We start from the raw sequence: 24374 nt of genomic DNA on the forward strand, positions 1-24374 counted from the left end.
TTCTGCCCCGACTGAAGCCCGGATTACGGCAAGGTGCGACGTTGGCTTTGGCCTTCTCAGCACTGGTCTTCGGCGTGCGCGGCACGCAGAACGCAGTCGCCAATGGCGATACCCGCACCATCACCATCAAGCACATGCACACGAAGGAGGAGACGACAGTCACCTTCAAGCGTGACGGGCGCTATGTCGCCGAAGGGCTGGAGAAGCTGAACTGGGCGCTGCGCGACTGGCGCACCGACGAGCCGATCCGCATGGACCCGCGCCTGTTCGACCTCGCCTGGGAGGTGCAGCGCGCCGTCGGCTCCGAGCAGCCCTTCCATGTCGTCTCGGCCTATCGCGCGCCGGGCACCAACGCGATGCTGCGCCGCCGCTCGCGCGCAGTCGCCAAGAACAGCCAGCACATGCTCGGCAAGGCGATGGATTTCTACCTCCCGGATACGCCGACGGCCAAGATCCGCGAAGCCGGCATGCAGTTGCAGCGCGGCGGCGTCGGCTTCTATCCCGGCGCCCACACGCCCTTCGTCCATCTCGATGCCGGCTCGGTTCGTTCCTGGCCGCGCATGACCCACGATCAGCTCGTGCGCCTTTTCCCCGACGAGAAGACCGTGCACCTGCCCGCAGACGGCCACCCGCTCGCGGGCTATGAGCTCGCCAAGGCCGAGGTCCTGTCGCGCGGCGGCTCGGTCGCCGGCTATGCCGCGGCAGATCTCGACGAAGGCGCTGTGATCTCGTCCGGCCGCAAGAGCCTGTGGGCCTCGCTCTTCGGCGGCGACGACGAGGAGGAGGATGCCAGGCCGGTGCGCGGCGGCCGTCGCGGCGCGCCCAAGGCACAGCCCGCGGTCATCACCTACGCCAACAACAGCAATAACCCCTATATCGACAGCAACTCCTCGGATGGCGGCCGCTTTGCGGTTGCGGCCGCAGCGCCTGAGCCCGTGACGCGCTCGCTGACGCGCGAGCGCTCGCAGCGCGCCACCACCGTGGTGCCGCCGCAGGAGCCGCAGGTCGCCGCGCTCGCAGATGCGCCGCCGCCTCCGGCCGCAGCCCCGCCGGACAACAGGCCCAAGCTGATCGACGCGCCGATCCCGCTGGCGCGCCCCGGCGGCCTGACCGTGCCCCAGCCCGATGCCTCCGGCGCGGTCCAGGTCGCGGCCCTGTCGCAGGGCGGCACGCTCGCCTTCGCGCCGCAGCTGGCGCCCGGACTCAGGCCTGGCGAGGAGCAGAGGCTCGTGCTCGCCTCGCTGCCGCCACGCCGGCCCGGCGAGATGACGCCGCTCGCCGACGCGATCGTCGCCGGCAAGCCGGTCGACGCGCCGCTGCCGCCGTCCCGCCCCGTCGCCCTCGCCAATCTCGCGCTGGCCGATCAGCGCAGCGCCAATGACGCGGCGCCGGAGCCTGTGGGCCGGCTCGTCACGGTCAACCATCCCCTGCCGCCGGAACGGCCGCGCCCGGCCGGCGCAGCAGCGGCCGTGGCCAGCGCGCCCGCGGCTCCCGTTATGGGCAACAACCACCCGACGCCGATCGTCGCGCAATATGACGCCGACCGCTCGGGGCTCGACTCGCTGTTCGCCACCGTCGCGCGCACCAGCCCGCAGCCGGAGGGCCGCGGCGTCACCGTCGCGACGGCGCGGACCAGGGCCGGCGGATCGCTGCCGCCCGGCTGGGTCCAGGGCCCGGCGCCGGCCGCCGCGCTCGGCTTCAGCCATGCCGAACCGAGCGACGCCAAGACCGGCAGCTTCTCCGGCCCGGCCGTGAAGCCGCTGCCGACCAACTTCGTGCAGAACTGACTGCGGCCGCCTCAGGCGATGCCGTTGCGGCCGAGCTCAAGATAGGCCGGCCTTTCGCTGAGCCGATCGTAATAGGCCGCGACGGCGGGTAGTAGCGGCCGCTCTTCCAAAGGCGTCGCGAACCAGCGGTGCACCGACAATCCAATGCCGATATCAGCCAGCGTGAAGCAATCGCCGAGCACATAGGCGCGGCTGCCCTCCAGTTGCCGCTCCAGCACCTTCATCGTCGTGTTCCAGGACCTCGTACTGGCCGCGATCTGGCTGGGGTCGGCATAGGCGGGGTTACGCCGCGCCAGGGCCAGGAAGGCGTAGCGCCAGGAGTTGTTCAGCTCCGTCGCCTGCCAATCCATCCACTGCTCGACGCGCGCGCGCTCGCGCGGCTGCGCCGGCAGCAAGTCGAGCCGCCCCGCCTTGGCGGCGAGATAACGGCAGATCGTGTTCGATTCCCACAGCACGCCGGCCTCGTCCTCGATCACGGGCACGAGGCCGTTCGGGTTCAGCGCCAGGAATTCCGGCTTGTCGGTCGGGGTGAAGCCGCTGCCCCAATCCTCGCGCCGGTAGTCGAGGCCGACTTCGCGGCAGGTCCACAGCACCTTGCGGACATTGATCGAGGAGGCCTTGCCGAGAATGCGCAACGGGGTCATTCGCGGTCGATCGGCCATTGCTTGAACACGTCGAGCGCCTCGCTGGCCTTCGCCTGTGCCGCGAGCGCCGGCCACCGGCTCGGCTCGACGAATTCCGGGATCACGAACTGGCAGAAGCCCCAGGCGATCGCAGCCGCGATATCGCCCGGCCGCAGCTCCGGCCCGACGCCGATCTCGCCCCGCGCCGCCGCCTGGTCGAGCAGGTCGAGCGCCGTATGGAGCTGCGTCACGATGCGCTCCTGCCAGGGTGCATAGCGCTGCGCCTCCGGCCGCTTGCGCTCGTACTCGACCGAGACAGCCTTGTCGGCCGCGACGATGCCGATGCCGGTCAGGCTGAGGTCGCGGTTGCGCGCGCCCGGATCGATCGGCCGCAGGCTCCTGCCCGCGACATCCTCGAAATGCTGGATGATCAGCAGGGATTCGCTGATCACCGTGCCGTCGTCGCAAACCAGGCTCGGCGCCTTGATCAGCGGATTGATCGCCCGGAACGCATCCATGTGGCGGAAGACCGAGACCGAGCGGTGCTCGAACTGCAGGCCGAGCAGGGTTCCGGTGACGGCGGCGCGCCGCACATAGGGACTATCGAGCATTCCGACGAGCAGCATTCGCGACCTCCGTTGGCGAGCCCGCACAGACTGGCTGCGACGCGCGGGAAAGCCAGCGAAATCACGTGATGTCAGGCATCACGCCGGCTGATGCTCGGCCATCATCTCGCCGACGCGCTCGCTGCCCATTGGATCGTTGAGGTCGATGCCGAGCTTGCGCGCCGCCATGTGGCAAGCGTCCCAATAGGGCTCGCCGCCGAAGCGCTCGACCAGCAGGTCGATCAGCACCCGCACCTTGCCCGGCACATAGGCTCCGGGCGGGCGCACGACGAAGAAGCCCTGCTCCGGCATCGGGTACTCGCGCAGGACATGCACCAGCTTGCCCTCCCCAATGGCCTCCGACGCCATGAAGTTCGGCAGGGCGACGATGCCGTGCCCGGCCATCGCCCATTGCATCAGCGTCTCCCCGCTATCCGAGCGCAGCCGCCCGCTCGGCCGGACCGGCACCCAGCGCCGGTTGATCCGGAAGGTCCAGTCCGGCGTGGTCGCGCCGCTATGGACCAGGCACTCGTACTGGCTGAGCTCGAGCGGCGAGGCCGGGCTGCCATGGCGCGCGATGAAGTCCGGGCTGGCCAGCACGCTGGTGTAGATCGGCGCGATCTTGCGCGCCACCAGGCTCGAATCCTTCAGCGTCCCCAGCCGGATCGCCGCATCGAAGCGCTCGCCGATCAGGTCGACGCGGCGGTCGCTGGCCTCGACGTCGAGTTCGAGCCGGGGATGGCGCGCCGCCAGTTCCGCCAGCACGGGCGCGACGTGCTTGACGCCGAAGCCGAGCGGCATCGACAGGCGCAGCCGCCCGGCGACGCCGCCGGCCTGCTGCGCCACCGCCTCGCGCGCCTCGACGAGATCGGCCAGGATGCGCTCGCCGCGCGCCTTGAACTCGATGCCGGCCTCGGTCGGGCTGACGCCGCGCGTGGTGCGGCTCAGCAGGCGCGTGCCGAGATCCTCCTCCAGCCGGGCGATGCGGCGGCTGACGATCGACTTGGACAGGCCGAGGCTCCGGCCGGCGCGGCCGAAGCCGCCGGTCTCGACCACGGCGATGAAGCTGCGGATATCGTCCAGCTCGGACATGGGGCGTTCCTGGGTGAGCAACAGTTTGGTTCTGATTATGCGCGTTCTGTCGCACTCGGTGAACCTCTATCTTCCCGACATCGAACAACCGCTCCCTTTGAGGATCGCAACCATGTCCACTCTTCTCGTTCTCAACAGCAGCGCGCTCGGCACGGCTTCGGTCTCCAAGCAGCTGATCGGCGACACCGTCGCCCGTCTCCGCGCCCAGAACCCCGGCCTCAAGGTCGTCGAGCGCGATATCGGCCTGAACCCGATCCCGCACCTCACCGCCGACTCGGCGACGGCCATCCGCGGCGGCGAGCCCGCCAACGACGCGCAGGCCCAGGCCCGCACCCTGTCGGACACGCTGATCGACGAGCTGAAGGCGGCCGACATCGTCGTCATCGGCGCGCCGATGTATAACTTCGGCATCCCGTCGACGCTGAAGGCCTGGTTCGACTACGTGCTGCGCGCCGGCGTGACCTTCAAGTACGGCGACGCCGGCCCCGAGGGCCTGCTCAAGGGCAAGCGCGCCATCGTCGTCGAGAGCCGCGGCGGCCTCTACAGCAGCGGCCCGGCCCAGCCGATGGACTCGCAGGAGCCGCACCTGCGCACCATGCTCGGCTTCGCCGGCATCAGCGACGTGACCTTCGTCCGCGCCGAGAAGCTGGGCTACGGCCCCGAGGCCCGCGAGCAGTCGATCAACGCCGCCCAGGCGGAACTCAAGCTGGTCGCCTGACCCCTACCATCCAGCCTGCCGCAAGACGCCCGCGCCGGTCTCCGGCGCGGGCGTTTTCGCGTTTGGGGCCTGGTCTCCGATAGGCCCACCTTATCGTAATGACCAAGAACAATCGATTTTCCTCGAAGGGGCCGAACTGCTATCGATGGCCCTCGCCCTAGACGGCGGCAATATGGTCGGGCCAACGGCAGACCATCAATAAAAACAATGATTTGGGAGGAAAAGAATGGCGTCGCTTTCGAGCCGACCGGACCGTGCGCCCGCTTGCCGGCCCCGCACCGCCGCCGCCCGCTTCCGGGGGCTTGTTTGAGTCGCGCGCAAAGCAGCTTCCAACGCAGCGAGAATGGCCCAAGGGCTCGAATTCCATACGTTGGAACGACACCCCATGGATCACGTCGCAATTGGATAGACGCGTCCAATTGTGAAAACCGTGATCTCCACCAAAAAGTGAGAGCATGGCCTACGCGAAAAACCGGTTCCCGCTTTTTCGCGCCATGCACTAGCGAACCGCCCCACCTCACCGAATGCCAGGCATGACGACCGACATTGCAGATACCGGCACCCCGGCAGCCATTCGGACGAAGCGCCGCAAGCGCCTCGACCTCCTGCCCTATGCGCTGATCGCGCCGATCGGGCTGCTGCTTGCCGCGATCACGGTCTATCCGACGATCCAGGCGATCTACCTGTCGATGACCGACGCTTCGCTGCTGCGCCTGGCGCGCGCGAAATTCGTCGGCCTGCTCAACTTCACCCGCATGATGGGCGACCAGGTCTTCCTCGACGGCCTGTGGCGGACCCTGCGCTGGGATTTCGCCGTCGTCTCGCTCGAACTCTGCATCGCCTTGCCGATCGCGCTGTTCCTGAACATGAACTTCCGCGGCCGCGGCTTCGTCCGCGCCGCGATGATGGTGCCCTACATCACCCCGCCGGCCGTGGTCGGCCTGCTCTTCCTGTTCATGTTCGACGGCAATTTCGGCGTCGTGAACGACCTGCTGGTCCGCTTCGGCGTGCTCGACCGCGGCATCGCCTGGATGAGCGATCCGGTCGCGAGCTTCTGGATCGTGGTCTCCGCCATGGTCTGGTACGGCACGCCGCTGATGGCGCTGATCCTGCTCGCCGCCCTGCAGACGATTCCGGCAGAGCTTTACGAAGCCGCCGAAGTCGACGGCGCCAGTCGCTGGTCGCAGTTCCGCAGCATCACCATCCCGCACATCCTGCCCTCGATCCTCTTCCTCGTGCTGCTGCGCATGATCTGGATGTCGAACCATATCGACATGATCTTCGTCATGACGGCGGGCGGCCCCGGCTTCACCAACCATACCGAGGCGATCTACAGCTTCTCGCTGACCAACCAGTTCCAGATCGGCTACGCCTCGGCCATCGCGGTCGTGCTCGCCGGCATCCTGATGGTCTTCTCCGCCCTCTACGTGCGCCACCTCGCCCGCACCGTCCTGGCCCAGACCTCATGAATACCGCCAAACGCCGCGCCCGGCGCATCAGGGCCATCTGGGTCGCCGTCGGCTCCGCCGCGGTGCTGCTCTATTCGCTGGGGCCGCTGCTCTGGATCTTCATCGCCTCGATCACGCCCGAGCTGAAGGCCGACTTCAACCAGGCCTGGCTGAGCAACCGGCAGGTCACCTACTTCCCGTCGGAGCCGACGCTGGCCAATTACGGCGCGCTGTTCGAGACGGTGCCCTTCGCCACCTACTTTCGCAACAGCTCGATCATCGCCACCGGCAACATGGTGCTGACGCTGGTGGTGGCGAGCCTCGGCGCCTACGGCTTCGTGCGCTTCCGCTTCTTCGGCCGCAGCAGCTTCCTCGTCGCGATGCTGGTCGCCTACACGATTCCCAGCGTGGTGCTCTTGGTGCCGCTGCTGGTGATCTTCCGCACCTACGGCCTGAACAACACCCATCTCGGCATGATCCTGGCGGAGGCGACCCATTCGGCGCCCTTCGTGCTGCTGCTGATGATCAACTACTTCTCGACCCTGCCGCGCGACCTCGACGAAGCCGCGCAGGTCGACGGCTGCAGCCGGCTCAAGGTTCTCTGGCGGATCATCCTGCCGCTCTCGCTGCCGGGCCTGGTCGCGGGCGGGCTGCTCGCCTTCATCATGACCTGGAACAACTTCCTCTTCGCCTTCCTGCTGACGTCGACGGCCGAGGTGAAGACGCTGCCGGTGATCATGCGCCAGTTCGCGCTGGGCGAGCCCGCCGTCTGGGGCATCAGCGCCGCCGGCGCATTGGTGAGCACGCTGCCCGTCGCGCTGATCTTCCTGCTGTTCCAGCGAATGCTGATGAGCGGGCTGGCGGCCGGGGCCGTGAAGGGCTGAACCAACGATTCAGAAGGCCGGGAATCCGGCGCTCTCGGGGAGGAATACAATGGACAAGACGCGCAGCCGAAAGACGACATCTCTCACTCGCCGCCAGGCGCTCGCGACCGCCCTCGGCGGCGCCGCGCTCGCGGCCGGCGGCCTCGGCGCGCAGGCGCAGGTCGCCTCGCCCGCGATCCGCAAGAAGGTGAAGCTCACCTTCTGGAACTGGGCCGACAATCCCGTCCACCAGAAGATCTCGGTCGATTCCGTCGCGATGTTCAACGCCTCGCAGAACTTCATCGAGATGGAGGTCGACGCCAACATGGCGGTGATGGAGGCCCGCAAGAAGCTGGTCGTCTCCTATGCCGCCGGCGCCGCGCCCGACGTCGTCATGACCATCCAGTACTGGGTGCAGGACTACTTCGAGAACGGCCTGCTCGAGCCGATCGAGGACCGCTTCAACAAATGGGACGAGAAGGCCGACTTCTTCCCGAACATCATGGAGCAGACCCGCTCGCGCGCCGGCCAGCCCTTCCTGTTCGTGCCGCAGACCAGCATTCCCTATTTCCTGTTCTACCGCGCCGACTGGTTCAAGGCGGCGGGCTTGACCCCGCCCGACACCTACGACCAGTTCATCGCCGCCGCGAAGGCGCTGACCAAGGCGCCGGATCGCTACGGCTTCGCCATGCGCGGCCAGACGGCGTCGGCGATCCAGGTCATCTTCCCGATCTGGGCCAGCGCCGGCGTCAAGTTCGCGACGCCGGACGGCAAGGTCGATTTCGACTCGCCGGCCGCGATCGAGGTCACCGACAAGTGGCTCGGCATGGCCCTGCGCGACAAGTCGGCCCAGCCGACCGCGGTCAATGACGGCTACCGCGAGCTCTACGCCCTGATGGAGAAGGGCCGCTGCGCCATGTGGTATTACGGGCCGCATGCCAGCCCGGCGCTGATCTCGGCGCTCGGCGACGCCATCCAGGGCGTGCAGAACCCGCGCGTCGGCGAGAAGCACCACATGATCGCCAACCCCGAGGGTCCGATGATGGTCTCCTCCTGCAAGGAGAAGGAAGCGGCCTGGGAGTTCATGAAGTTCATCACCAGCGGCGACGCGGCGATGCTCTTCACCGCCAACCGCATGGTGCCGCCGGTGCGCAAGACGCTCTCCCAGCGCCCGGTCTTCCAGAACAACCGCTTCATCAAGATGTCGCTCGACCATCTCGATACCTGGTGGACCCCGCCCTACGATCACCAGCACTGGACCAACTTCCAGGACAAGATCCCGCCCTATTGGCAGGAGGCGGTGCGCGGCAACATCACGGCGGCGCAGTTCAACCAGCAGGGCGCCAAGTTCCTGCGCGGCGAAGCGTAGGACGTCAGGCCGGGGCCCTGCGGCCCCGGCCTCCCCTTCACGATCATCTCTTCGGTTTGGAAAGCGATCTTCAGCGGATGGCTCAGGTTAATCTACGCAAGGTGGTCAAGCGCTTCGGGGATGTCGAGGTCGTCCGCGGTATCGACCTCACCATCGCCGACAAGGAATTCGTCGCGCTCGTCGGACCCTCGGGCTGCGGCAAGTCGACGACCCTGCGCATGATCGCCGGGCTCGAGGAGATCAGCGACGGCGACATCCTGATCGACGGCAAGGTCGTGACCGATTTCGCGCCGAAGGACCGCGACATCGCCATGGTCTTCCAGAGCTACGCGCTCTACCCGCACATGACCGTGCGCGAGAACATGTCCTTCGGCCTGAAGCAGCAGCGCATGGCGAAGGCCGAGATCGACACGCGTGTCGACGAGGCCGCCCGCATCCTCAACATCGAGGACCTGCTGGACCGCAAGCCGAAGGCGCTCTCCGGCGGCCAGCGCCAGCGCGTCGCCATGGGCCGCGCCATCGTGCGCCAGCCAAAGGTCTTCCTGTTCGACGAGCCGCTCTCGAACCTCGACGCGCAGCTACGCGTGCAGATGCGCACCGAGATCAAGCGCCTGCGCCAGAAGGTCCGCACCACCACCGTCTACGTCACGCATGACCAGGTCGAGGCGCTGACGCTGGCCGACCGCATCGTGGTGATGAACAAGGGCCGGATCGAGCAGATCGGCACGCCGCACGAGCTCTATCACGAGCCGCAGACGCGCTTCGTCGCCGGATTCATCGGCTCGCCCTCGATGAACTTCATCCCCGCCGCGATCGAGCAGCGCGGCGACAAGCTCGCGCTGCTCCTGAAGGACCCCGACCTCTCCTTCGAGATCCCGGCCGAGCGCCACAACCGCTATGCCGGCCTCGCCGGCCGCAGCGACCTGCTGCTCGGCCTCAGGCCCGAGCACTTCTCCGCCGCCGCCGGCGAGCCCCGCCCCGGACACGGGCAGTTCGAGACGCGCATCGACATCACCGAGCCGGTCGGCATCGAGACCTTCGTCTATTTCGTACTGGCCGGCACCGAGATCTGCGCGCGCCTGCCGCCGACCGCCGGAGCGCAGGAGGGCAAGCCGCTGCGCCTCGCCGCCGACCTGACCCAGATGCACGTCATCGACCCGGTCACGGGGCTCGTCGTCTGACCGCCAGCCGGTCGCTGAGCCGCCTGAATGTCGGCTCAGCGACAGCCCGCCTGAATCGGCCCTGCTAGACAGGTCGCATCGAGAAAATGCGGCCAGGTCAGGGCTTTCAGATGGGCGTTATCGTCGGTTCGGGTGAGTATACCTATCGCGTTCACGAGAACTGGGCGAAGTTGCCTGAGGGCTTCGCGTTCGGGGACGTCGCGGCCGTCGGCATCGACGGCAAGGACCGCGTCTACGCCTTCAACCGCTCGAAAGAGCACCCGATGATGGTGTTCGACCGCGACGGCAACTTCCTGAGCTCCTGGGGCCAGGATCTGTTCGCCCACGCCCATGGCGTCAGCATGGGCCCGGACGACACGATCTACTGCACCGACGACATGAACCACACCGTCTGCAAGTGCACGCTGGACGGCAAGCTGCTGCTGCGCATTGGCGACCGCGACAAGCCGCAGCCCTTCATGAGCGGCCGGCCCTTCAACCGCTGCACCCACACGGCGCTGTCGCCCAAGGGCGAGATCTACGTCACCGACGGCTACAGCAACGCCCGCGTCCATAAATACGCGCCGGACGGCAAGCACCTGCTGTCCTGGGGCCAGTCCGGCATGGGCCCGGGCGAGTTCAACCTGCCGCACAACGTCACCTGCGACGACGATGGCTGGGTCTATGTCGCAGACCGCGAGAATCACCGCATCCAGGTCTTCGACGGCAACGGCAAATACGAGACCGAGTGGCGCAACATCCACCGCCCGAACGGCCTGTTCATGCCGCGCGGCAAATGCCCGGTCTGCTATGTCGGCGAGATCGGCCCCTACTGGAGCTTCAACCGCGGCGCGCCCAATCTTGGCCCGCGCGTCTCGATCCTCGACAACAAGGGCGCCATCCTGGCGCGGCTCGGAGAGGACCCCACCGCCGGCCACGAGCCGGGCAAGTTCCTCTCGCCACACTCCATCGCGGTCGACTCGCGCGGCGACATCTATGTCGGCGAGGTCGCGGTGACCGGCTGGCCCTCGCTCTTCCCCGGACAGCCGCAGCCGAACCCGATCCGCAGCCTGCAGAAATTCGAGCGGGTGCCGGCAGGGACGACGGCTTGAACTAACCAAGTAGAGGGTATGCTCTCGGCGCTGCGTCGAGGCACCGCGTCATGCTCGGGCTTGTCCCGAGCACCCACGTCTTGACCGCTCATCGTAGGCAAAGACGTGGATGGTCGCCACAAGGGCGACCATGACGGTGGAGGACAATCGTCTCGTAGCGGGCACTCAGCCCGGGATCATGCGGCCGCCATTGACGTCGATGGTCTGGCCAGTGACGTAGCCGCTCATCGCCTCCGAGGCGAGGAACAGGCAGGGCCCCACGCAATCCTCGGCCGTGCCGAGACGGCGCAGCGGGATGTTCCCCCTGATCGAGTCGAGCCGCTCCTGCGAGGTATGCGCATGGAAGCGGGTCAGCATCAGCCCCGGCGCCAGGGTGTTGACGCGGATGTTGTCGGGCGCGAACTCGTTGGCCATGCCCTTGGTCAGCGAGTGCAGCGCGGCCTTGGACGCGGCGTAGAGCCCCGAGCCGGGCTGGCCGCCATTGCGACCCGCGACCGAGCCCGTATTGATGATGACGCCATGCCCGGACGCCTTGAGGTGCGGATGGGCGGCGCGCGTGACCGAGAGCACCGAGCGCAGGTTGAGGTCCATGACCTGGTCGTAGATCGCGTCGGAATAGCTGGCGAAGCGCTGCGTCTCGACCATGCCGCCGGCATTGTTGATCAGCACGTCGAGCCCGCCCAGCCCCGCGACGGCCTGCTCGACGATCGCACCGGCCTGCGTGGGATCGCGGACGTCGCCCGAGACGATCACCGCCTTGCCGCCGGCGGCCGTGATCTTGGCCACGATCTCCTTCGCCTCGGCGGCGCTGCTGTTGTAGTGGACCGCGACCGCCGCGCCGTGCTCGGCGAAGGCGAGCGCCACGGCGGCGCCGATGCCGGAGCTCGCGCCGGTGATGAGGACGCGCAGGCCCTTGATGTCGTCGAGTATCATGGCTTCATCCTTCGTGTGTTGAGGCCTAGCCGCCGACGAGCCGCAGGCCCGCCTCCGGCCAGGGCATTTCGATGAGCTGGCCGGTGCCGGCGAGCGTAATGTAGGCGGTCTTCAGGTCGGGGCCGCCGAAGCAGATGTTGGTGGTGATCGGGTCGTTGGTCGGCACCTGCCTGAGCACCTCGCCCTGCGGGCTGATCACCGTGATGCAGGCCGAGACCAGGGTCGCGACGCAGATGTTGCCGCCCGCCTCGACCGCCATGCTGTCGAAGCGCTGGTAGCCCGGCAGGCCGCACAGCACGCGCCCGCCATGCGGCGAGGGGAACGGCGCGCGCTTGATCACGCCGGGCGCCTCGATCTCGAAGGCCCAGAGCCGGCCGGTCTCGGTCTCCGAGGCGTAGAGGGTCGAGCCATCCGGCGAGAGGCCGATGCCGTTCGGCATGATCATCGGATAGGCGATCTCGACGATGCGCGAGCCGTCGGCGAGCCCGTAGTAAAGCCCGCCATTCATCCGCATGCGCGGATACATCTTGCCGAAATCGGTGAAGTAGAAGCCGCCATGCGCGTCGAAGACGATGTCGTTGGGGCCGACGAGCGGATGGTCGCCGCAGCGCGTGTAGAGCACGCGGTGCTCGCCGGTCTTGAGGTCGAGCCGCTCGATCCAGCCGCCGGCATAGCCCTCCGGCACGCCGGGCTTGGTGCGGTTGAAGCCGGCCTGCTTCTGGAACAGGAAGCCGCCATTATTGGCGATGTAGAGCGCGCCGTCAGGGCCAAGGGCCATGCCGTTCGGACCGCCATCGAGCTGGGCGACGATCTCCGTGCGGCCATCGGGATGCACCCGCGTCACCGTCTTCCGCTCGATCTCGACGAGGAGGACCGAGCCGTCCGGACAGGCGATCGGCCCTTCCGGAAAGAGCAGCCCCGAGGCGAGAACACGCTGGTCAGTCATCGATACTATCCCTTCAAGGCTTCAACGGCGCGCCAGTCGACTTCGAGCCCAAAGCCGGGCTGCTCCGAAAGATGGACACGTCCATCGCGATAGACCGCGCCACCATGGAAGATGCGGTGGTGGATCGGGTGCAGCGCATCGCGGCCGACCGACTCAGCTCCGAAGGCCTTGTCGCCCGCCGCCGAGACCAGATGGGCGTGGAGATGCGCGGCGGTATGCGGCGCGACCATCACGCCCTGCATCTGCGCGTAGTCGGAGATGCGCAGCGCCTCGCTGAAGCCGGCATAGCGGGTGCAGTCGAACTGGACGTAGCGGACGGCGCCTGAATCGATGAAGTCGCGCACCGTGAAGCGGTGCCATTCGCGCTCGCCATGGGCCAGCGGAATCGGCGAGGCCGCCGCCAGCCGGACGAAATCGGCCGGCTGCAGGTACCAGTGCAGCGGCTCCTCCAGCCAGAAGATGTCATAGGGCGCGACCGCGTGGGCAAAGCGGATGCAGCCCTCGACGTCGTAGGGTGCGTTCAGGTCGAGCATCAGCAGCACGTCGGGGCCGATCGTCTCGCGCACCGCCCGCACGCGCTTGACCTCGTCGGCGAGCGAGAGCGCGCCGGTCTTGAGCTTGACCGCGCGGAAGCCCCTGGAGACGTATTCGCCGAGCTCCTCGGCGCAGGCGAAGGGCGACTCGCTCTCGTTGTAGAAGCCGCCGACCGCATAGGTGAAGACGTCGGTGCGGGTGCCGCCGAGCAGGCGGAAGACCGGCAAGTTGGTCGCCTTGCCGCGGATGTCCCAGAGCGCGATGTCGATGCCGGCCATCGCCGCCATGAATTGCGGGCGCTGGCCGCGCGGCAGCGGCGGCGGCAGCCCGTCCCAGCCGCCGATGCCGCCAGGACGCGGCACCGTGATCGAGAACAGCTTCTGCCAGATCTCGTTCGGCGCCAGCGGGTCCATGCCCTTGATCACCGGCGCGAGCTTGGCGAGGAGGTCGCAGACCACGCTCTGCGGCCCGGTCGAGATCTCGCCGATGCCGACGAGGCCGGTATCCGTCCTGATCTCGACCAGGATGAGCTGCGCCTTGTCGAACGGCTCATGCGCCGTCCAGAGCAGCTTCTCGAACTCCATCGAGAGCGGATGGATGCGAAGCTCGGTGATCTTCACGGCTTGGCCGTCCTTTCAGGCAGGGGCTGGCGCGGCGCGTCGGGATCGACGATCAGGTCGGCGGCGCGGATGCGCTCGCCGCGCTGGAAGGCCAGCATGTTCTCGAAGGAATGGCCGGCCATGATCGCGATGTCGTCGACCAGGCTGCCGGCCGAATGCGGGGTCAGCACGGCGTTGTCGAGGGAGCGCAGTGCCGAGCCAGGCCGCAGCGGTTCTTCGGCGAAGACGTCGAGCCCCGCGGCCGAGAGCCGCCCGCTCCGGAGCGCCTCGACCAGATCGTCCTCGACCACGAGCTCGCCGCGGGAAACGTTGATCAGCACCGCACCCGGCTTCATCTTGGCGATCGCCGCCTTGTCGATCATGCCCCTGGTGGCGGCCCCGCCCGGGCAATGCAGCGTGACGACGTCGCTCCCGGCATAGAGCTCGTCGAGCCCGGCATAGCGCGCGCCGAGCGCGGCCTCATCCGCCACCGGGCCGCCGCGCTTGTAGTACAGCACCTTGCAGCCGAAGCCGGAAAGCAGCCGCGCCACCGCCTTGCCGATATTGCCGAAGCCGATGATGCCGACCGTCTTGCCGTAGAGCCGCTGCGAGACCGGCCGGAGTTCCGAGGGTATCCAGCGGCCCTCGCGCAGCGCCCGGTCGGCCACCACGATCCGGCGCATCGCGGCCAGCATCAGCGTGACAGCGTGCTCGGCAATGGTGTTGGCATTGGCGCCGGCCGTAATCGCGACCGTGATGCCGTGGCGCGCGGCAGCGGCGACGTCGATCTTCTCGTAGCCCGTGCCCCATTTCTGGATGAAGCGGACATGCCTGGCCTTGGCCATCATCTCGTCGCTGACGGGCGCGACGACGAGCAGCATGTCGCTCTCGGTCAGCATCGCCTCGGTCATCTCCTCCGGCCGCTCGGCATAGGAGAGCTCGAAGCTTTCCGGCGCGATCCGGTCCATCACCGCCTGCGCGAACGGGTCGAAGACGAAGCCGAGGCAGGCGACGCGGAAGCGCTTGGCGGGAGCGTTGTCGTTCATGGCTGGACCGGTGGATGCGCGAAGATGTCGTGGTTGAGCTCGGAGACGCGGCGGCAGCCGACATAGCCCATGTTCTTCTCGAACTGGGTGGCGAGCAGGCTCAGCACCTTCTCCGCCCCCTCCTGGCCGCCGGCCGCGATGCCATAGAGCGTCGCGCGCCCGACCAGCACCGCCTTCGCGCCGAGCGCGACCGCCTTCATGATGTCGCTGCCATGGCGCACGCCACTGTCGAGCAGCACGGTGGCCTGGTCGCCGACCGCCTTCACCACCGCGGGCAGCATGTCGATCGTGGCGATGGATGAATCGAGCGCCCTGCCGCCATGATTGGAGACGACGACGCCATCGGCGCCCTGGTCGACGGCGCGGCGCGCATCGTCGGCGCTCAGGATGCCCTTCACCACCAGCGGCCCCGGCCAGGCCTTGCGGATGCGGCCGATGCCCTCCCAGGTCATCGACTGGCTGTTCGACGGCCCCTTGCTCTGGGCCGTGGTGATGCGGCGGCGATATTGCTCCGGGTAGTTCTCGTGGCGCGGCATGCCGCCATTCAGGACATAGCGCCCGATCACGCCGGCGACCCAGCGCGGATGCAGCGCCATATCCATGACGAAGCGCGGGTTGAGCGAGATCGGGTCGGTGAAGCCGTTGCGGTCGTTGTATTCGCGGGTGCGGCCCAGCGCGGAATCGATGGTGACGAAGAGCGCCTCGAAGCCGAGATCCTTCGCCCGCTCGATCATCTGGAAGGAGAGGTCCTCCTCCTTCCACATGTAGAACTGGAACCAGAGGCGCCCGCCCGCCTCCTTGGCGATGGTGTCGATCGAGGTGATCGAGTTCGCCGTCAGGGTGAAGGGCACGCCGGCGGCAGCCGCAGCCTTGGCCAGCGCCAGCTCGCCTTGGTACCAGCACAGGCCTGCGGCGCCGGTCGGCGCGATCGCGAGGGGCAAGGCGATGCGCTTGCCGAAGAGCTCCGTGCCCATGTCGCGCTCGCGCAGATCGACCAGGAACTTCGTGCGCAGCTTCAGCCGCTCGAAGGCGGCCATGTTCTCCGCCATCGCCAGCTCGCGCTCGGCGCCGCGGTCCATGAACTCGAAGATGCCCTTCGGGAGATGGCGGCGCGCGGCCTCCCGCATGTCGGCGAGATCGTAGCAGCGGCTCAAGCGTGTCATGCGGCAGGCCTCGTCATCGTCCCCCCGCGGCGGCTCAAGCCGCCGCCTCGTTGGCTTGGCTCATCGCGAGCTTATTCAGCTTGTGCTGCGAGCGCAGCGACCAGATGAACATCCCCGCCGAGAGCACCATGCAGATCCCGGAGATCGGATGCATTAAGATGTCGAGATAGGAGCCGTCCGAGAGCGTCAGCCCGGCCCGCAGGCTCTTCTCGGTGATCGGCCCGAGCACGAAGCCGATGACGAAGGCGCCGAGCGAGAAGCCCGCCTTCTCCATGGCGAAGCCGACCACCGCAAAGGCGAGCATGATGAAGACGTCGAAGACCCGGTTGTTGTCGGCGAAGGCGCCGATGACGCAGAACAGCAGGATGATCGGGAAGAGGTACCAGACCGGCACGGTCATCAGCTTGATCAGGTAGCGGATGCCAGCCGTCATGATGACGAACAGCACGAAATGCGAGATCAGGCAGGCGGCGAAGATGACGTAGACGATCTCCGGATGCTGGTTGAACAGCAGCGGCCCGGGCTGCAGGCCATGGATCACCAGCGCGGCGAGCAGGAAGACGTCGGTGACGCTGCCGGGGATGCCCATCGCGATCAGCGGCACCAGCGCGCCGCCGACCGTGGCGTTGTTGCCGCATTCCGACGCGACGATGCCGGCGGGATGGCCGGTGCCGAACTTCTCCGGCGTGCTGGAGCTGGTCTTGGCCACCGTGTAGGCGACGAGCGAGCCGACGGTCGCGCCGATGCCGGGCATGATGCCGACCCAGGTGCCGATGACGGAGGAGCGGATCAGGTTCCAGCCCTGCTCCTTCCACTCGCGCATGGTGATCCACATGCTGCCCATCGTGGTCTCGACCGTCTCGACCTTGCGCTCGACCTCGATCAGGTCGGACATCACCTGCGCCACCGCGTAGGCGCCGATCAGCACGGCAAGCGTCGAGAAGCCGGCGTCGAGGTCGTGGATGCCGAAGGTCAGGCGCAGGTTGCCGGCGGAGGGGTCGGTGCCCGGCATCGAGACGAGGATGCCGAGCAGGCCGGAGATCAGCCCCTTGATGATCGAGCCCTGGCCGAGCGCGGCGATGAGGACGAGCGCCATCATCACCAGCGCCAGCAGGTCGAACGGGCGCAGCCGCACCGCGATCTCGGAGAGCGGGTAGGTCAGGGCGACCAGCGCGACCCAGGAGACGAGACCGCCGAAGAGCGAGGCGCCGACCGCATAGCCAAGCGCCTTGCCGGGCTGGCCCTTGCGCGCCATCGGGTTGCCGTCGAACGTCGTGACGATCGAGGAGGGCTCGCCGGGGATGCGCAGCAGGATCGCGGTGACGAGGCCGCCGGCGATGGCGCCGACATACATCGAGACCATCAGGGTGAGCGCGTTGTTGACCGTCATGTAGAAGGTCAGCGGCAGCAGCAGCGCGATGCCCATGGCGCCGGTGACGCCGGGGATGGCGCCGAGCAGGACGCCGAGCGCGGTGCCGCCGACGAGGAACGGCAAGGTGCTCGGCGACATCACGGCGAGCGAGGCGTTGAGGAAACCTTCCATGTCAGTGTCTTTCCAAGCCGCGCATCAGGGCAGATCGACGCCGAAGAGCGCGCCGAACAGGTAGGTCAGGCCGAAGCCGACGGCTAAGGAGAGCGCCGCGGAAGGCAGGATCGACGCCTTGTCGAAGCGCTTGATCGACAGGCTGGAGGCGAACAGGAACAGCGAGCTCGAAATGCCGAACGGCACTTTCAGGTAGAGCAGGATCACGCAGGCGATCAGGTAGGCGGAGACGATCACGGCGAGCCAGGGCCGCCGCTCGAAATCCTCCTCCTCCGGCATGCCCGGCGTCATGAGCTTGGGGATCGGCGTGCCGTAGAAGGTCTGGTACAGCGCCACCAGGCTGAGCACGATGATCGCGACGGCGACGATGCGCGGCATGGTGCCCGACCCGAGCGGATCGTAGGTGCCGGCCTTCAGCTTGAGGGAATCCCAGTAGACCAGCGCCGCGGCGATGATGATCGCGACGATGACGCTGCTGTCCTTGAGCGCTTTGCTCATCGGAATCTTCCATTGGTTCGGGCTTGGAACGGCAGGGTTTGGAACGGCAGGGCTCGATCACCCTGCCGCGCGGGGGCGATGATCAGTTCTTCATGCCCGCGGTCATCGGCCTCAGCCGCTCCAGCTCGGTGGCGAGCTTCTTCTTCAGGTCGTCCCCGGTCAGGACCTCCATGGTCATGCCGAGCTTCTCGCTGAATTCCTTCTGGACCTGCTGCGTCGCCAGCGCCTTCCTGAAGACCTCGGCCAGGACCGCGATCCGCTCCTTCGGCGTGCCCTTCGGCGCGTAGAGATTATGCTCGTTGCAGAACACCGCGTCGTAGCCGAGCTCGCGCGCCGTCGGCACGTCGGCGATGGCCGGGTCGCGCTTCTCGCCGAGCACGGCGAGCGGGCGCAAGCCGCCGCCGCGGAAAGCGACGATCTCGCCGACGCCGAAATTGCCGAGCGTGATGATGTTGCCCTTGATGCCGGCATAGCTCTCGGCCGCGCCGCCGAGCTGCACCTTCTTGAAGTCGGCGCCCGGGCTCGCCGTCTCCATCACGGCCACGGCCATGTGGTTGGCGCTGCCAATATTGCCGCCCCAGACGATCGAGCGCGGCTTGGCCACGACCGCGTCCATCAGCTCCTTGTAGGTCTTGTAGGGGCCGGTCTCGCTGACGCCGGCGACCATGCATTGCCGGTTGATCGAGATCACCGGCTCGAAATCCTTGTAGCCGAAATCGTTCAGCCCGGCGGCCTCCTGGATCAGCATCGCCGACTGGTGGATCAGGATGGTGTAGCCGTCCGGCGGGGCGTCCTTGACCTGGCGCGCGCCGATCGAGCCGCCGGCGCCGCCGACGTTCACGGCCGCGATCGGCTGCGGCAGCAGCTTGTTCTGCTCGATCGCGATCTGGAGGATGCGCGCCGAGGCGTCGGTGGCGCCGCCCGGATTGTAGGGGATGATCCAGCGGATCGGCTTGCTCGGATAGTCCTGCGCCGAAGCGGCGATCGGCGCGGCGCAGAAGCCGGCAAAGGCGAGCGCGCAGGCAAGTACCTTGGTGAGCGTCATGATGTTCCCTCTCCTCGGCCACGCCGCGCCACGGATGGGAAGGCATCCGCTACAGCCAGCGAGACCTGTTCTGTCCCTCCGCATCGGGACTCTGCGGTCCCTTGCTGCATGGCAGCGCTTGCGGCGTCAGAACTGGTAGGGGAAACACCCCGCGACTTCTGTCATGTATCCGACAAGTTTTCGCGAATTGGCGGGCCGGCCCGCCGCTGGTCAGATCTCTAGGACTGGCGCGCGCTCCACCCGGATCAGTTGCTCCAGTGGCGCGACATCGACGGGATCGGGAGCCTCCGCCGGCACGAAGAGCCGTCGCCCGACCCGCTTGATATGGCCGGACTCCTCCAGCGACACCAGCAGGGTCGTGACGCTCTGGCGGGAGGCCCCGACCATCTCGGCGATCTCCTGATGGGTGAAGTGCCCGTCGATCTCCCAGTCACCACCGCGCTCGATGCCATAGAGCGTGGCGAGATGGCGCACCGCCATGGCGATGCGCTGCTCCAGCGTCGGCTCGGCCAGGATGCGGATGACGCGCTTCAGCAGCTCGCCCTTGAACTCGGAGATCGCCAGCGCGCAGCGCAGGGCCCGCGGCGAACGCTCGATCAGCTCCAGATAGTCGGCGCGCCGCAGCCAGAACACGCGGCAATCGACCAGCGCCTGCGCCGACCATGAATGGCTGCCCGACCATGGCGTGCAGCCATGCGCGCCGACGAGCATGCCGTCGCGGTAATAGGACGTGGTCTGCGAATTGCCGTTGTCGTGGATGTAGTGGACCTTGATCGTCCCCGACTTGATGACGAACAGATTATCGGACGCGTCGCCCTGGTGATAAAGCAGCTGGTGCTTGGCCACGGCCCGCTCGATCGCGGACGCGAGCAGGAAGGCCCGGTCGGCGGGATCGAGCATGTCCAGCAGCCTCGGATAGCGCTGGTCCCTCGCGGCGAATGTCTTGTTACCCGAGGAGAGTGCCTTGCCCCCCGAGGGGAATGTCCTGGTCGTTTCGTCCCGCATCGCGATGTGACACCGTCTGATTATTGCGTTGGGCTCCGGCCTCGGCACGCGGCTCGGCGCGCCCGCGCCGCGCAATCTGAGACCCGCTCCGGCTAATATTCAAGCGCTGCCGGAGGCGTCGGGTCAATGCTTCCCGTCGATACTGAAAAGCTATCGAATGCCATCCATACTTGTATTGGACACAATCGATAAACGACAGCTCAATCCGCGGCGAACGCGACGGCAGGAAAGCCGCGCGCACCCCAAGGAGACTTCCATGACTGCCGACCAGCGCCACAAGGGCAACGCGGGCTTCATTTCCGACGACCGGATCGGCCCCTCGCCGAAGCCGATCGATGCCTCGGTGATCGCGCGCTACAAGAAGCTCAACGACGCGACCGGCACGATCTCCGACATCCTCGACGCCAAGGGCATCCGCGGCACGATCGGCGCCTCCAGGCTGCGCCCGAGCATCGCCAGCGCCACGATCGTCGGCCGCGCCGTCACCGTGCGCAACACCCCGCAGCCTTCCGACCCCTATGCGGCCGTCTCCGGCAATGACAACCTGATGTGCGAAGTCGAGGGCATCCACCAGGCCGATGCCGGCGACGTGCTCGTCATCCAGGGTCTCGAGGACATCTCCAACATGGGCGGCATCATGGCCACCATCGCGACCCGGCAGAAGCTCGCCGGCGCCGTCGTCGACGGCGGCGTCCGCGACATCGGCCATTCGCGCAAGCTCGGCTTCCCGATCTGGTCGAAGGACATCTCGCCGATCACCGGCAAGTGGCGCTGCGTGACGCAGGAGATCAACGGCACGGTCGAGGTCTTCGGCGTCTCGGTCTCGCCGGGCGACCTCGTCGTCTGCGACGAGACCGGCATCTGCTTCGTGCCGCACGACCTGATCCTCGAAGTGCTCGAACTCTCCGAGGCCGCCGACGCCAAGGAAGTCGAGTGGGTCGAGAAGCTCGACGCCGGCCTGAGCATCCCCGATCTGGTCAAGCGCATCTACGCGAAGTTCCCGCACCAGCCCAAGTGAACGCGCCCAGGTAAGCCACACCCGAACACACGCCATGCCGACCCCGCTGCCGATAACGGCGGCGGGGCAATCATAAAAGAAACGCTCAGGGAGAGAATTCATGCGCCGCATTGGCTTGATCTGTGCCGCCGTCGCGCTGGCACTGGGAACTGCGGGAACGGCGGATATCGCCGCCGCGCAATCCGCAAACTACCCGACGAACGCGATCCAGCTCATCATCCCCTACCCGCCCGGCGGCTCGGAAGCGCTGGGCCGCAAGATCGCCGCGACCATGTCGAAGAACATCGGCCAGGCGGTGGTGATCAACAACATCCCGGGCGCCTCGACCCAGATCGCCAGCTTGAAGGTCAAGGAGGCCAAGCCCGACGGCTACACGATGTATGTCTCCAGTCCGCCGGAATTCGCGACCGGGCCGGCCTTCTACGGCAACCTGCCCTTCGACCCGCTCAAGGACTTCACGCTGGTCTCCTACCATGCGGAGGCGCCCTACCTGCTGCTGATCAGCGCCAAGCTGCCGGTCAAGACCTATGACGAGTTCCTGGCCTACCTGAAGAAGAACCCGAACGATGTCCGCTTCGGCTCCTACGGGCCGCTCTCGCAGGTCGACATCCTCGCCCGGCGCTTCAAGAAGGACACCGGCATCAACTTCGACATCGTGCCCTATAGCGGCGGCTCGCCGGCCTTCAACGCCCTGATGGCGGGCGAGATCCAGGCCGTGTTCGCGACGCCGATCCCCACCCGCGGCTTCATCACCGACAACCGCATGATCCCAGTCGCCGTCACCACCGAGAAGCGCTCCAAGCTCTTCCCGAACGTGCCGACGCTGAAGGAAGTGGGCCTTCCCATCGTCGACTCCGCCTCCTACGGCATCGTCGGCCCGCCGAACCTGCCCAAGAACGTCGTCGAGTACTGGGGCCGCGAATGGACCAAGGCGATGAACGATCCCGAGACCAAGGCCTTCATCGAGGACATGGGCGTCGAGATCGTCGCCTCCTCGCCGGAGCAGTTCCGCACCTGGCTGGTCGACAACACCACGCTCTGGAACCGGCTCGGGACCGAGCTCGGCATCGACAAGAAGAAGTAGGATGATCCGCCTCCGCAGCCCGAAGAACGTTCTCGCCGGGCTCCTCTTCCTCCTGTTCGCGGGCGTGCTCACCTGGCAGTCCGGCAAGCTGGAGCTGGGCACCGCGGGCAGGATGGGGCCGGGCTACTTCCCGCTACTGCTGGCGCAGCTGCTCGGCCTGCTCGGGCTCGGCGTGCTGGTCAGCGGCCTGCGCCACGAGGGCACGCCGCTGCCGCGCGGAGACCTGCTCGGCCTCGCCCTCGTCACCGCGGCCATCGTCGCCTTCGGCCTCGTGCTGCAGCGCTTCGGCTTCATCGCCGCGGTGCTGGTCTCCAGCGCACTCTGCGTCGCCGCGAGCCGGCCGTTCAAGCCGCTCGCCTCGGCCATCTTCATCCTCGGCCTGGTCGCCTTCTGCACGGTGGTCTTCGTCTGGGGGCTGAAGATGCCGGTGCAGCTCCTGCCCTGAGCATGATGCCGAAAAGTGGGAACCGGTTTTCGGACGCCATCATGCTCTGACTCATAGAGACGGGCAGGCGCCCACTGCCGATGCCAAGACGCCAGAAGAAGCGGCGATGCCGGTCGAGGCATCCGCCGACCCAGGACGGAAACGCTCATGCTCGACAACCTGCTCCTCGGCTTCTCCGTCGCGCTGTCGCTCGACAACCTCGCCTATTGCTTCATCGGCGCGCTGCTCGGCACGCTGATCGGCATCCTGCCGGGGCTCGGCCCGGCAGCGACGGTGGCGCTGCTGCTGCCGATCACCTTCACCATGGCGCCGGTCTCCTGCTTCATCATGCTCGCCGGCATCTATTACGGCGCGCAGTACGGCGGCTCGACCACGGCGATCCTGCTGAAGATGCCGGGCGAGACCTCCTCCGTCGTCACCGCGATCGACGGCCACGAGATGGCCAAGCAGGGCATGGCCGGCAAGGCGCTCGCCACGGCCGCGATCGGCTCCTTCATCGCCGGCAGCCTCTCGGTCCTGCTGCTCGTCTTCTTCTCGCCGCCGCTGGCCGAGCTCGCCATCAACTTCGGCGCGCCCGAGTATTTCTCGGTGATGGTGCTCGGCCTCATCGTCGCCGTGACGCTGGCCTCGGGCTCGGTGCTGAAGGCGCTGGCCATGGTCGTGCTCGGCCTCTCGCTCGGCCTCGTCGGGCAGGACCAGTTCTCCGGCGAGTTCCGCCTGACCTTCGGCCTCCTCGAACTCTCCGGCGGGCTCGACTTCGTCGCGGTGACGATGGGCCTCTTCGCCGTCTCGGAGGTGGTGAAGAACCTCTCCGACGCGACCGAGCGCGGCGTCGTCACCCAGAAGCTGAAGGGGCTCTGGCTGAACTGGGCCGACTTCAAGACGATCATCATGCCCGTCCTGCGCGGCACCGGCATCGGCTCGCTCCTCGGCGTCCTGCCCGGCGGCGGCGCGGCCATCGCCTCCTTCGTCTCCTATTCGCTGGAGAAGGGCATCTCGAAGCACCCCGAGCGCTTCGGCAAGGGCGCGATCGAGGGCGTCGCCGGCCCGGAAAGCGCCAACAACGCCGCGGCGCAAACCTCCTTCATCCCGATGCTGACGCTCGGCATCCCCGCCAACCCGGTGATGGCGCTGCTGATCGCAGTGCTGATCATCCAGGGCATCACGCCCGGCCCGCGCGTGCTGACGACGCAGCCGACTCTGTTCTGGGCGCTGATCGCCTCGATGTGGATCGGCAACCTGATGCTGGTCATCCTCAACCTGCCGCTGATCGGGATGTGGACCAAGCTGCTCACCTTGCCCTATCGCTACCTCTTCCCGGCGATCATCGTCTTCAGCGCCATCGGCGCCTACAACACCGACAACAGCGTCTTCGAGGTCTACGTGCTCGCCGCCTTCGGCCTGCTCGGCTACGTCATGATGCTGCTCGACTGCGAGCCGGCGCCCTTCCTGCTCGGCTTCGTGCTCGGGCCGATGCTGGAGGACCATTTCCGCCGCTCGATGCTGATCTCGCGCGGCGACCCGACGATCTTCCTGCATCACCCGATCGCGGCGACCCTGCTCGCCATCGCCGCCATCGCGCTCGTCCTCGCCGTCACCCCCGCCATCCGCCGCAAGCGCGACGAAGCCCTGCAGGAATGAGCGATGCCATTCCCGCGTTCCGGTTTCGCGTCCGGGGCATCGGCCCGAAAAGTGGGATGCGGTTTTCGGAAAAAGCCGATGCCAGATCAAAGAGCTA

23 protein-coding genes are annotated in these 24374 nt (G+C 67.3%); 11 read left to right on the forward strand and 12 right to left on the reverse strand.

Translation table 11 applies throughout. The features are described 5' to 3' along the window. Positions 1–47 precede the first annotated feature (47 nt). Positions 48–1787 (forward strand): peptidoglycan L,D-endopeptidase MepK, encoded by a 1740-nt coding sequence (locus DWF00_RS29730; protein WP_245974304.1) that lies wholly within the window; start codon positions 48–50, stop codon positions 1785–1787. Between the two features lie 11 nt (positions 1788–1798). Here the strand turns inward: DWF00_RS29730 and DWF00_RS25330 are convergent, their stop codons facing one another. From DWF00_RS25330 to DWF00_RS25340, 3 genes are all read right to left on the reverse strand, one after another. Then, positions 1799–2431 carry a glutathione S-transferase family protein gene (locus DWF00_RS25330; RefSeq protein ID WP_114828412.1) on the reverse strand — a complete coding sequence of 211 codons (633 nt, stop codon included), beginning with the start codon at positions 2429–2431 and terminating at the stop codon, positions 1799–1801. After that, the gene (locus DWF00_RS25335; protein WP_114828411.1) at positions 2428–3036 is read right to left on the reverse strand and encodes a glutathione S-transferase family protein; all 609 of its coding nucleotides are present in this window, start codon (positions 3034–3036) and stop codon (positions 2428–2430) included. Before DWF00_RS25335 ends, DWF00_RS25330 begins: the two co-directional genes overlap by 4 nt. A 78-nt stretch (positions 3037–3114) precedes the next feature. Continuing rightward, the gene (locus DWF00_RS25340; protein WP_114828410.1) at positions 3115–4107 is read right to left on the reverse strand and encodes a LysR family transcriptional regulator; all 993 of its coding nucleotides are present in this window, start codon (positions 4105–4107) and stop codon (positions 3115–3117) included. 112 nt (positions 4108–4219) lie between these two features. On the opposite strand from DWF00_RS25340, the gene DWF00_RS25345 reads away from it, so the two are divergent. The 6 genes from DWF00_RS25345 (at position 4220) to DWF00_RS25370 (ending at position 10777) form a co-directional block, all read left to right on the forward strand. After that, on the forward strand, positions 4220–4825 hold the full coding sequence (locus DWF00_RS25345) for an FMN-dependent NADH-azoreductase (protein ID WP_114828409.1): 606 nt from the start codon (positions 4220–4222) through the stop codon (positions 4823–4825). Between the two features lie 533 nt (positions 4826–5358). Beyond that, complete coding sequence (locus DWF00_RS25350; protein WP_181832553.1) at positions 5359–6294, forward strand: carbohydrate ABC transporter permease; 936 nt, start codon at positions 5359–5361, stop codon at positions 6292–6294. Next, positions 6291–7157 carry a carbohydrate ABC transporter permease gene (locus tag DWF00_RS25355; protein ID WP_114828407.1) on the forward strand — a complete coding sequence of 289 codons (867 nt, stop codon included), beginning with the start codon at positions 6291–6293 and terminating at the stop codon, positions 7155–7157. Before DWF00_RS25350 ends, DWF00_RS25355 begins: the two co-directional genes overlap by 4 nt. 49 nt (positions 7158–7206) lie before the next feature. Continuing rightward, a complete protein-coding gene (locus DWF00_RS25360) occupies positions 7207–8505 on the forward strand; it encodes an ABC transporter substrate-binding protein (RefSeq protein ID WP_114828406.1) in 1299 nt (432 codons plus the stop codon). A 77-nt stretch (positions 8506–8582) separates the two neighbouring features. Next, positions 8583–9686, forward strand: a complete 1104-nt coding sequence (locus DWF00_RS25365) for an ABC transporter ATP-binding protein (protein ID WP_114828405.1) — start codon at positions 8583–8585, stop codon at positions 9684–9686. A gap of 110 nt (positions 9687–9796) precedes the next feature. Beyond that, positions 9797–10777, forward strand: coding sequence for a peptidyl-alpha-hydroxyglycine alpha-amidating lyase family protein (locus DWF00_RS25370; protein WP_114828404.1), 981 nt, complete (start codon positions 9797–9799; stop codon positions 10775–10777). Between the two features lie 165 nt (positions 10778–10942). Here the strand turns inward: DWF00_RS25370 and DWF00_RS25375 are convergent, their stop codons facing one another. The 9 genes from DWF00_RS25375 to DWF00_RS25415 all read right to left on the reverse strand — a co-directional run bounded on the left by DWF00_RS25375 (position 10943) and on the right by DWF00_RS25415 (position 19984). Further along, complete coding sequence (locus DWF00_RS25375) at positions 10943–11710, reverse strand: SDR family NAD(P)-dependent oxidoreductase (RefSeq protein WP_114828403.1); 768 nt, start codon at positions 11708–11710, stop codon at positions 10943–10945. Positions 11711–11735: 25 nt separating this feature from the next. Next, positions 11736–12656 carry an SMP-30/gluconolactonase/LRE family protein gene (locus tag DWF00_RS25380; RefSeq protein WP_114828402.1) on the reverse strand — a complete coding sequence of 307 codons (921 nt, stop codon included), beginning with the start codon at positions 12654–12656 and terminating at the stop codon, positions 11736–11738. Positions 12657–12661: 5 nt separating this feature from the next. Continuing rightward, positions 12662–13810 (reverse strand): mandelate racemase/muconate lactonizing enzyme family protein, encoded by a 1149-nt coding sequence (locus DWF00_RS25385; RefSeq protein ID WP_114828401.1) that lies wholly within the window; start codon positions 13808–13810, stop codon positions 12662–12664. Then, the gene (locus DWF00_RS25390) at positions 13807–14835 is read right to left on the reverse strand and encodes a 2-hydroxyacid dehydrogenase (RefSeq protein WP_114828400.1); all 1029 of its coding nucleotides are present in this window, start codon (positions 14833–14835) and stop codon (positions 13807–13809) included. The genes DWF00_RS25385 and DWF00_RS25390 overlap by 4 nt, the downstream gene beginning before the upstream one ends. Beyond that, a complete protein-coding gene (locus tag DWF00_RS25395) occupies positions 14832–15998 on the reverse strand; it encodes an alpha-hydroxy acid oxidase (protein WP_114828399.1) in 1167 nt (388 codons plus the stop codon). The genes DWF00_RS25390 and DWF00_RS25395 overlap by 4 nt, the downstream gene beginning before the upstream one ends. Positions 15999–16032: 34 nt before the next feature. Continuing rightward, positions 16033–17541 (reverse strand): tripartite tricarboxylate transporter permease, encoded by a 1509-nt coding sequence (locus DWF00_RS25400; RefSeq protein WP_114828398.1) that lies wholly within the window; start codon positions 17539–17541, stop codon positions 16033–16035. 24 nt (positions 17542–17565) lie between these two features. Continuing rightward, complete coding sequence (locus DWF00_RS25405; RefSeq protein WP_114828397.1) at positions 17566–18039, reverse strand: tripartite tricarboxylate transporter TctB family protein; 474 nt, start codon at positions 18037–18039, stop codon at positions 17566–17568. Between the two features lie 82 nt (positions 18040–18121). After that, positions 18122–19084, reverse strand: coding sequence for a Bug family tripartite tricarboxylate transporter substrate binding protein (locus DWF00_RS25410; RefSeq protein WP_181832552.1), 963 nt, complete (start codon positions 19082–19084; stop codon positions 18122–18124). 210 nt (positions 19085–19294) lie between these two features. Continuing rightward, complete coding sequence (locus tag DWF00_RS25415) at positions 19295–19984, reverse strand: Crp/Fnr family transcriptional regulator (RefSeq protein WP_181832551.1); 690 nt, start codon at positions 19982–19984, stop codon at positions 19295–19297. 361 nt (positions 19985–20345) lie between these two features. On the opposite strand from DWF00_RS25415, the gene DWF00_RS25420 reads away from it, so the two are divergent. The 4 genes from DWF00_RS25420 to DWF00_RS25435 all read left to right on the forward strand — a co-directional run bounded on the left by DWF00_RS25420 (position 20346) and on the right by DWF00_RS25435 (position 24277). Then, on the forward strand, positions 20346–21107 hold the full coding sequence (locus tag DWF00_RS25420; RefSeq protein ID WP_181832550.1) for an RraA family protein: 762 nt from the start codon (positions 20346–20348) through the stop codon (positions 21105–21107). Between the two features lie 100 nt (positions 21108–21207). After that, positions 21208–22191, forward strand: a complete 984-nt coding sequence (locus DWF00_RS25425; protein ID WP_114828393.1) for a Bug family tripartite tricarboxylate transporter substrate binding protein — start codon at positions 21208–21210, stop codon at positions 22189–22191. A 1-nt stretch (position 22192) separates the two neighbouring features. After that, positions 22193–22636: a tripartite tricarboxylate transporter TctB family protein gene (locus tag DWF00_RS25430; protein ID WP_114828392.1), complete on the forward strand. Its 444-nt coding sequence runs from the start codon at positions 22193–22195 to the stop codon at positions 22634–22636. A 147-nt stretch (positions 22637–22783) separates the two neighbouring features. Further along, positions 22784–24277, forward strand: a complete 1494-nt coding sequence (locus DWF00_RS25435) for a tripartite tricarboxylate transporter permease (protein WP_114828391.1) — start codon at positions 22784–22786, stop codon at positions 24275–24277. The last annotated feature ends 97 nt before the right edge of the window (positions 24278–24374 follow it).

The sequence above is a fragment of the Allobosea caraganae genome (assembly GCF_003351345.1).
Classification (GTDB): domain Bacteria; phylum Pseudomonadota; class Alphaproteobacteria; order Rhizobiales; family Beijerinckiaceae; genus Allobosea; species Allobosea caraganae.

Coding starts and splice junctions, on each gene's coding strand:
- DWF00_RS25330 (WP_114828412.1), bottom strand. CDS start 2,431: ATGACCCCGTTGCGCATTCTCGGCAAGGCCTCCTCGATCAATGTCCGC.
- DWF00_RS25335 (WP_114828411.1), bottom strand. CDS start 3,036: ATGCTGCTCGTCGGAATGCTCGATAGTCCCTATGTGCGGCGCGCCGCC.
- DWF00_RS25340 (WP_114828410.1), bottom strand. CDS start 4,107: ATGTCCGAGCTGGACGATATCCGCAGCTTCATCGCCGTGGTCGAGACC.
- DWF00_RS25345 (WP_114828409.1), top strand. CDS start 4,220: ATGTCCACTCTTCTCGTTCTCAACAGCAGCGCGCTCGGCACGGCTTCG.
- DWF00_RS25350 (WP_181832553.1), top strand. CDS start 5,359: ATGACGACCGACATTGCAGATACCGGCACCCCGGCAGCCATTCGGACG.
- DWF00_RS25355 (WP_114828407.1), top strand. CDS start 6,291: ATGAATACCGCCAAACGCCGCGCCCGGCGCATCAGGGCCATCTGGGTC.
- DWF00_RS25360 (WP_114828406.1), top strand. CDS start 7,207: ATGGACAAGACGCGCAGCCGAAAGACGACATCTCTCACTCGCCGCCAG.
- DWF00_RS25365 (WP_114828405.1), top strand. CDS start 8,583: ATGGCTCAGGTTAATCTACGCAAGGTGGTCAAGCGCTTCGGGGATGTC.
- DWF00_RS25370 (WP_114828404.1), top strand. CDS start 9,797: ATGGGCGTTATCGTCGGTTCGGGTGAGTATACCTATCGCGTTCACGAG.
- DWF00_RS25375 (WP_114828403.1), bottom strand. CDS start 11,710: ATGATACTCGACGACATCAAGGGCCTGCGCGTCCTCATCACCGGCGCG.
- DWF00_RS25380 (WP_114828402.1), bottom strand. CDS start 12,656: ATGACTGACCAGCGTGTTCTCGCCTCGGGGCTGCTCTTTCCGGAAGGG.
- DWF00_RS25390 (WP_114828400.1), bottom strand. CDS start 14,835: ATGAACGACAACGCTCCCGCCAAGCGCTTCCGCGTCGCCTGCCTCGGC.
- DWF00_RS25395 (WP_114828399.1), bottom strand. CDS start 15,998: ATGACACGCTTGAGCCGCTGCTACGATCTCGCCGACATGCGGGAGGCC.
- DWF00_RS25400 (WP_114828398.1), bottom strand. CDS start 17,541: ATGGAAGGTTTCCTCAACGCCTCGCTCGCCGTGATGTCGCCGAGCACC.
- DWF00_RS25405 (WP_114828397.1), bottom strand. CDS start 18,039: ATGAGCAAAGCGCTCAAGGACAGCAGCGTCATCGTCGCGATCATCATC.
- DWF00_RS25410 (WP_181832552.1), bottom strand. CDS start 19,084: ATGACGCTCACCAAGGTACTTGCCTGCGCGCTCGCCTTTGCCGGCTTC.
- DWF00_RS25415 (WP_181832551.1), bottom strand. CDS start 19,984: ATGCTCGATCCCGCCGACCGGGCCTTCCTGCTCGCGTCCGCGATCGAG.
- DWF00_RS25420 (WP_181832550.1), top strand. CDS start 20,346: ATGACTGCCGACCAGCGCCACAAGGGCAACGCGGGCTTCATTTCCGAC.
- DWF00_RS25425 (WP_114828393.1), top strand. CDS start 21,208: ATGCGCCGCATTGGCTTGATCTGTGCCGCCGTCGCGCTGGCACTGGGA.
- DWF00_RS25430 (WP_114828392.1), top strand. CDS start 22,193: ATGATCCGCCTCCGCAGCCCGAAGAACGTTCTCGCCGGGCTCCTCTTC.
- DWF00_RS25435 (WP_114828391.1), top strand. CDS start 22,784: ATGCTCGACAACCTGCTCCTCGGCTTCTCCGTCGCGCTGTCGCTCGAC.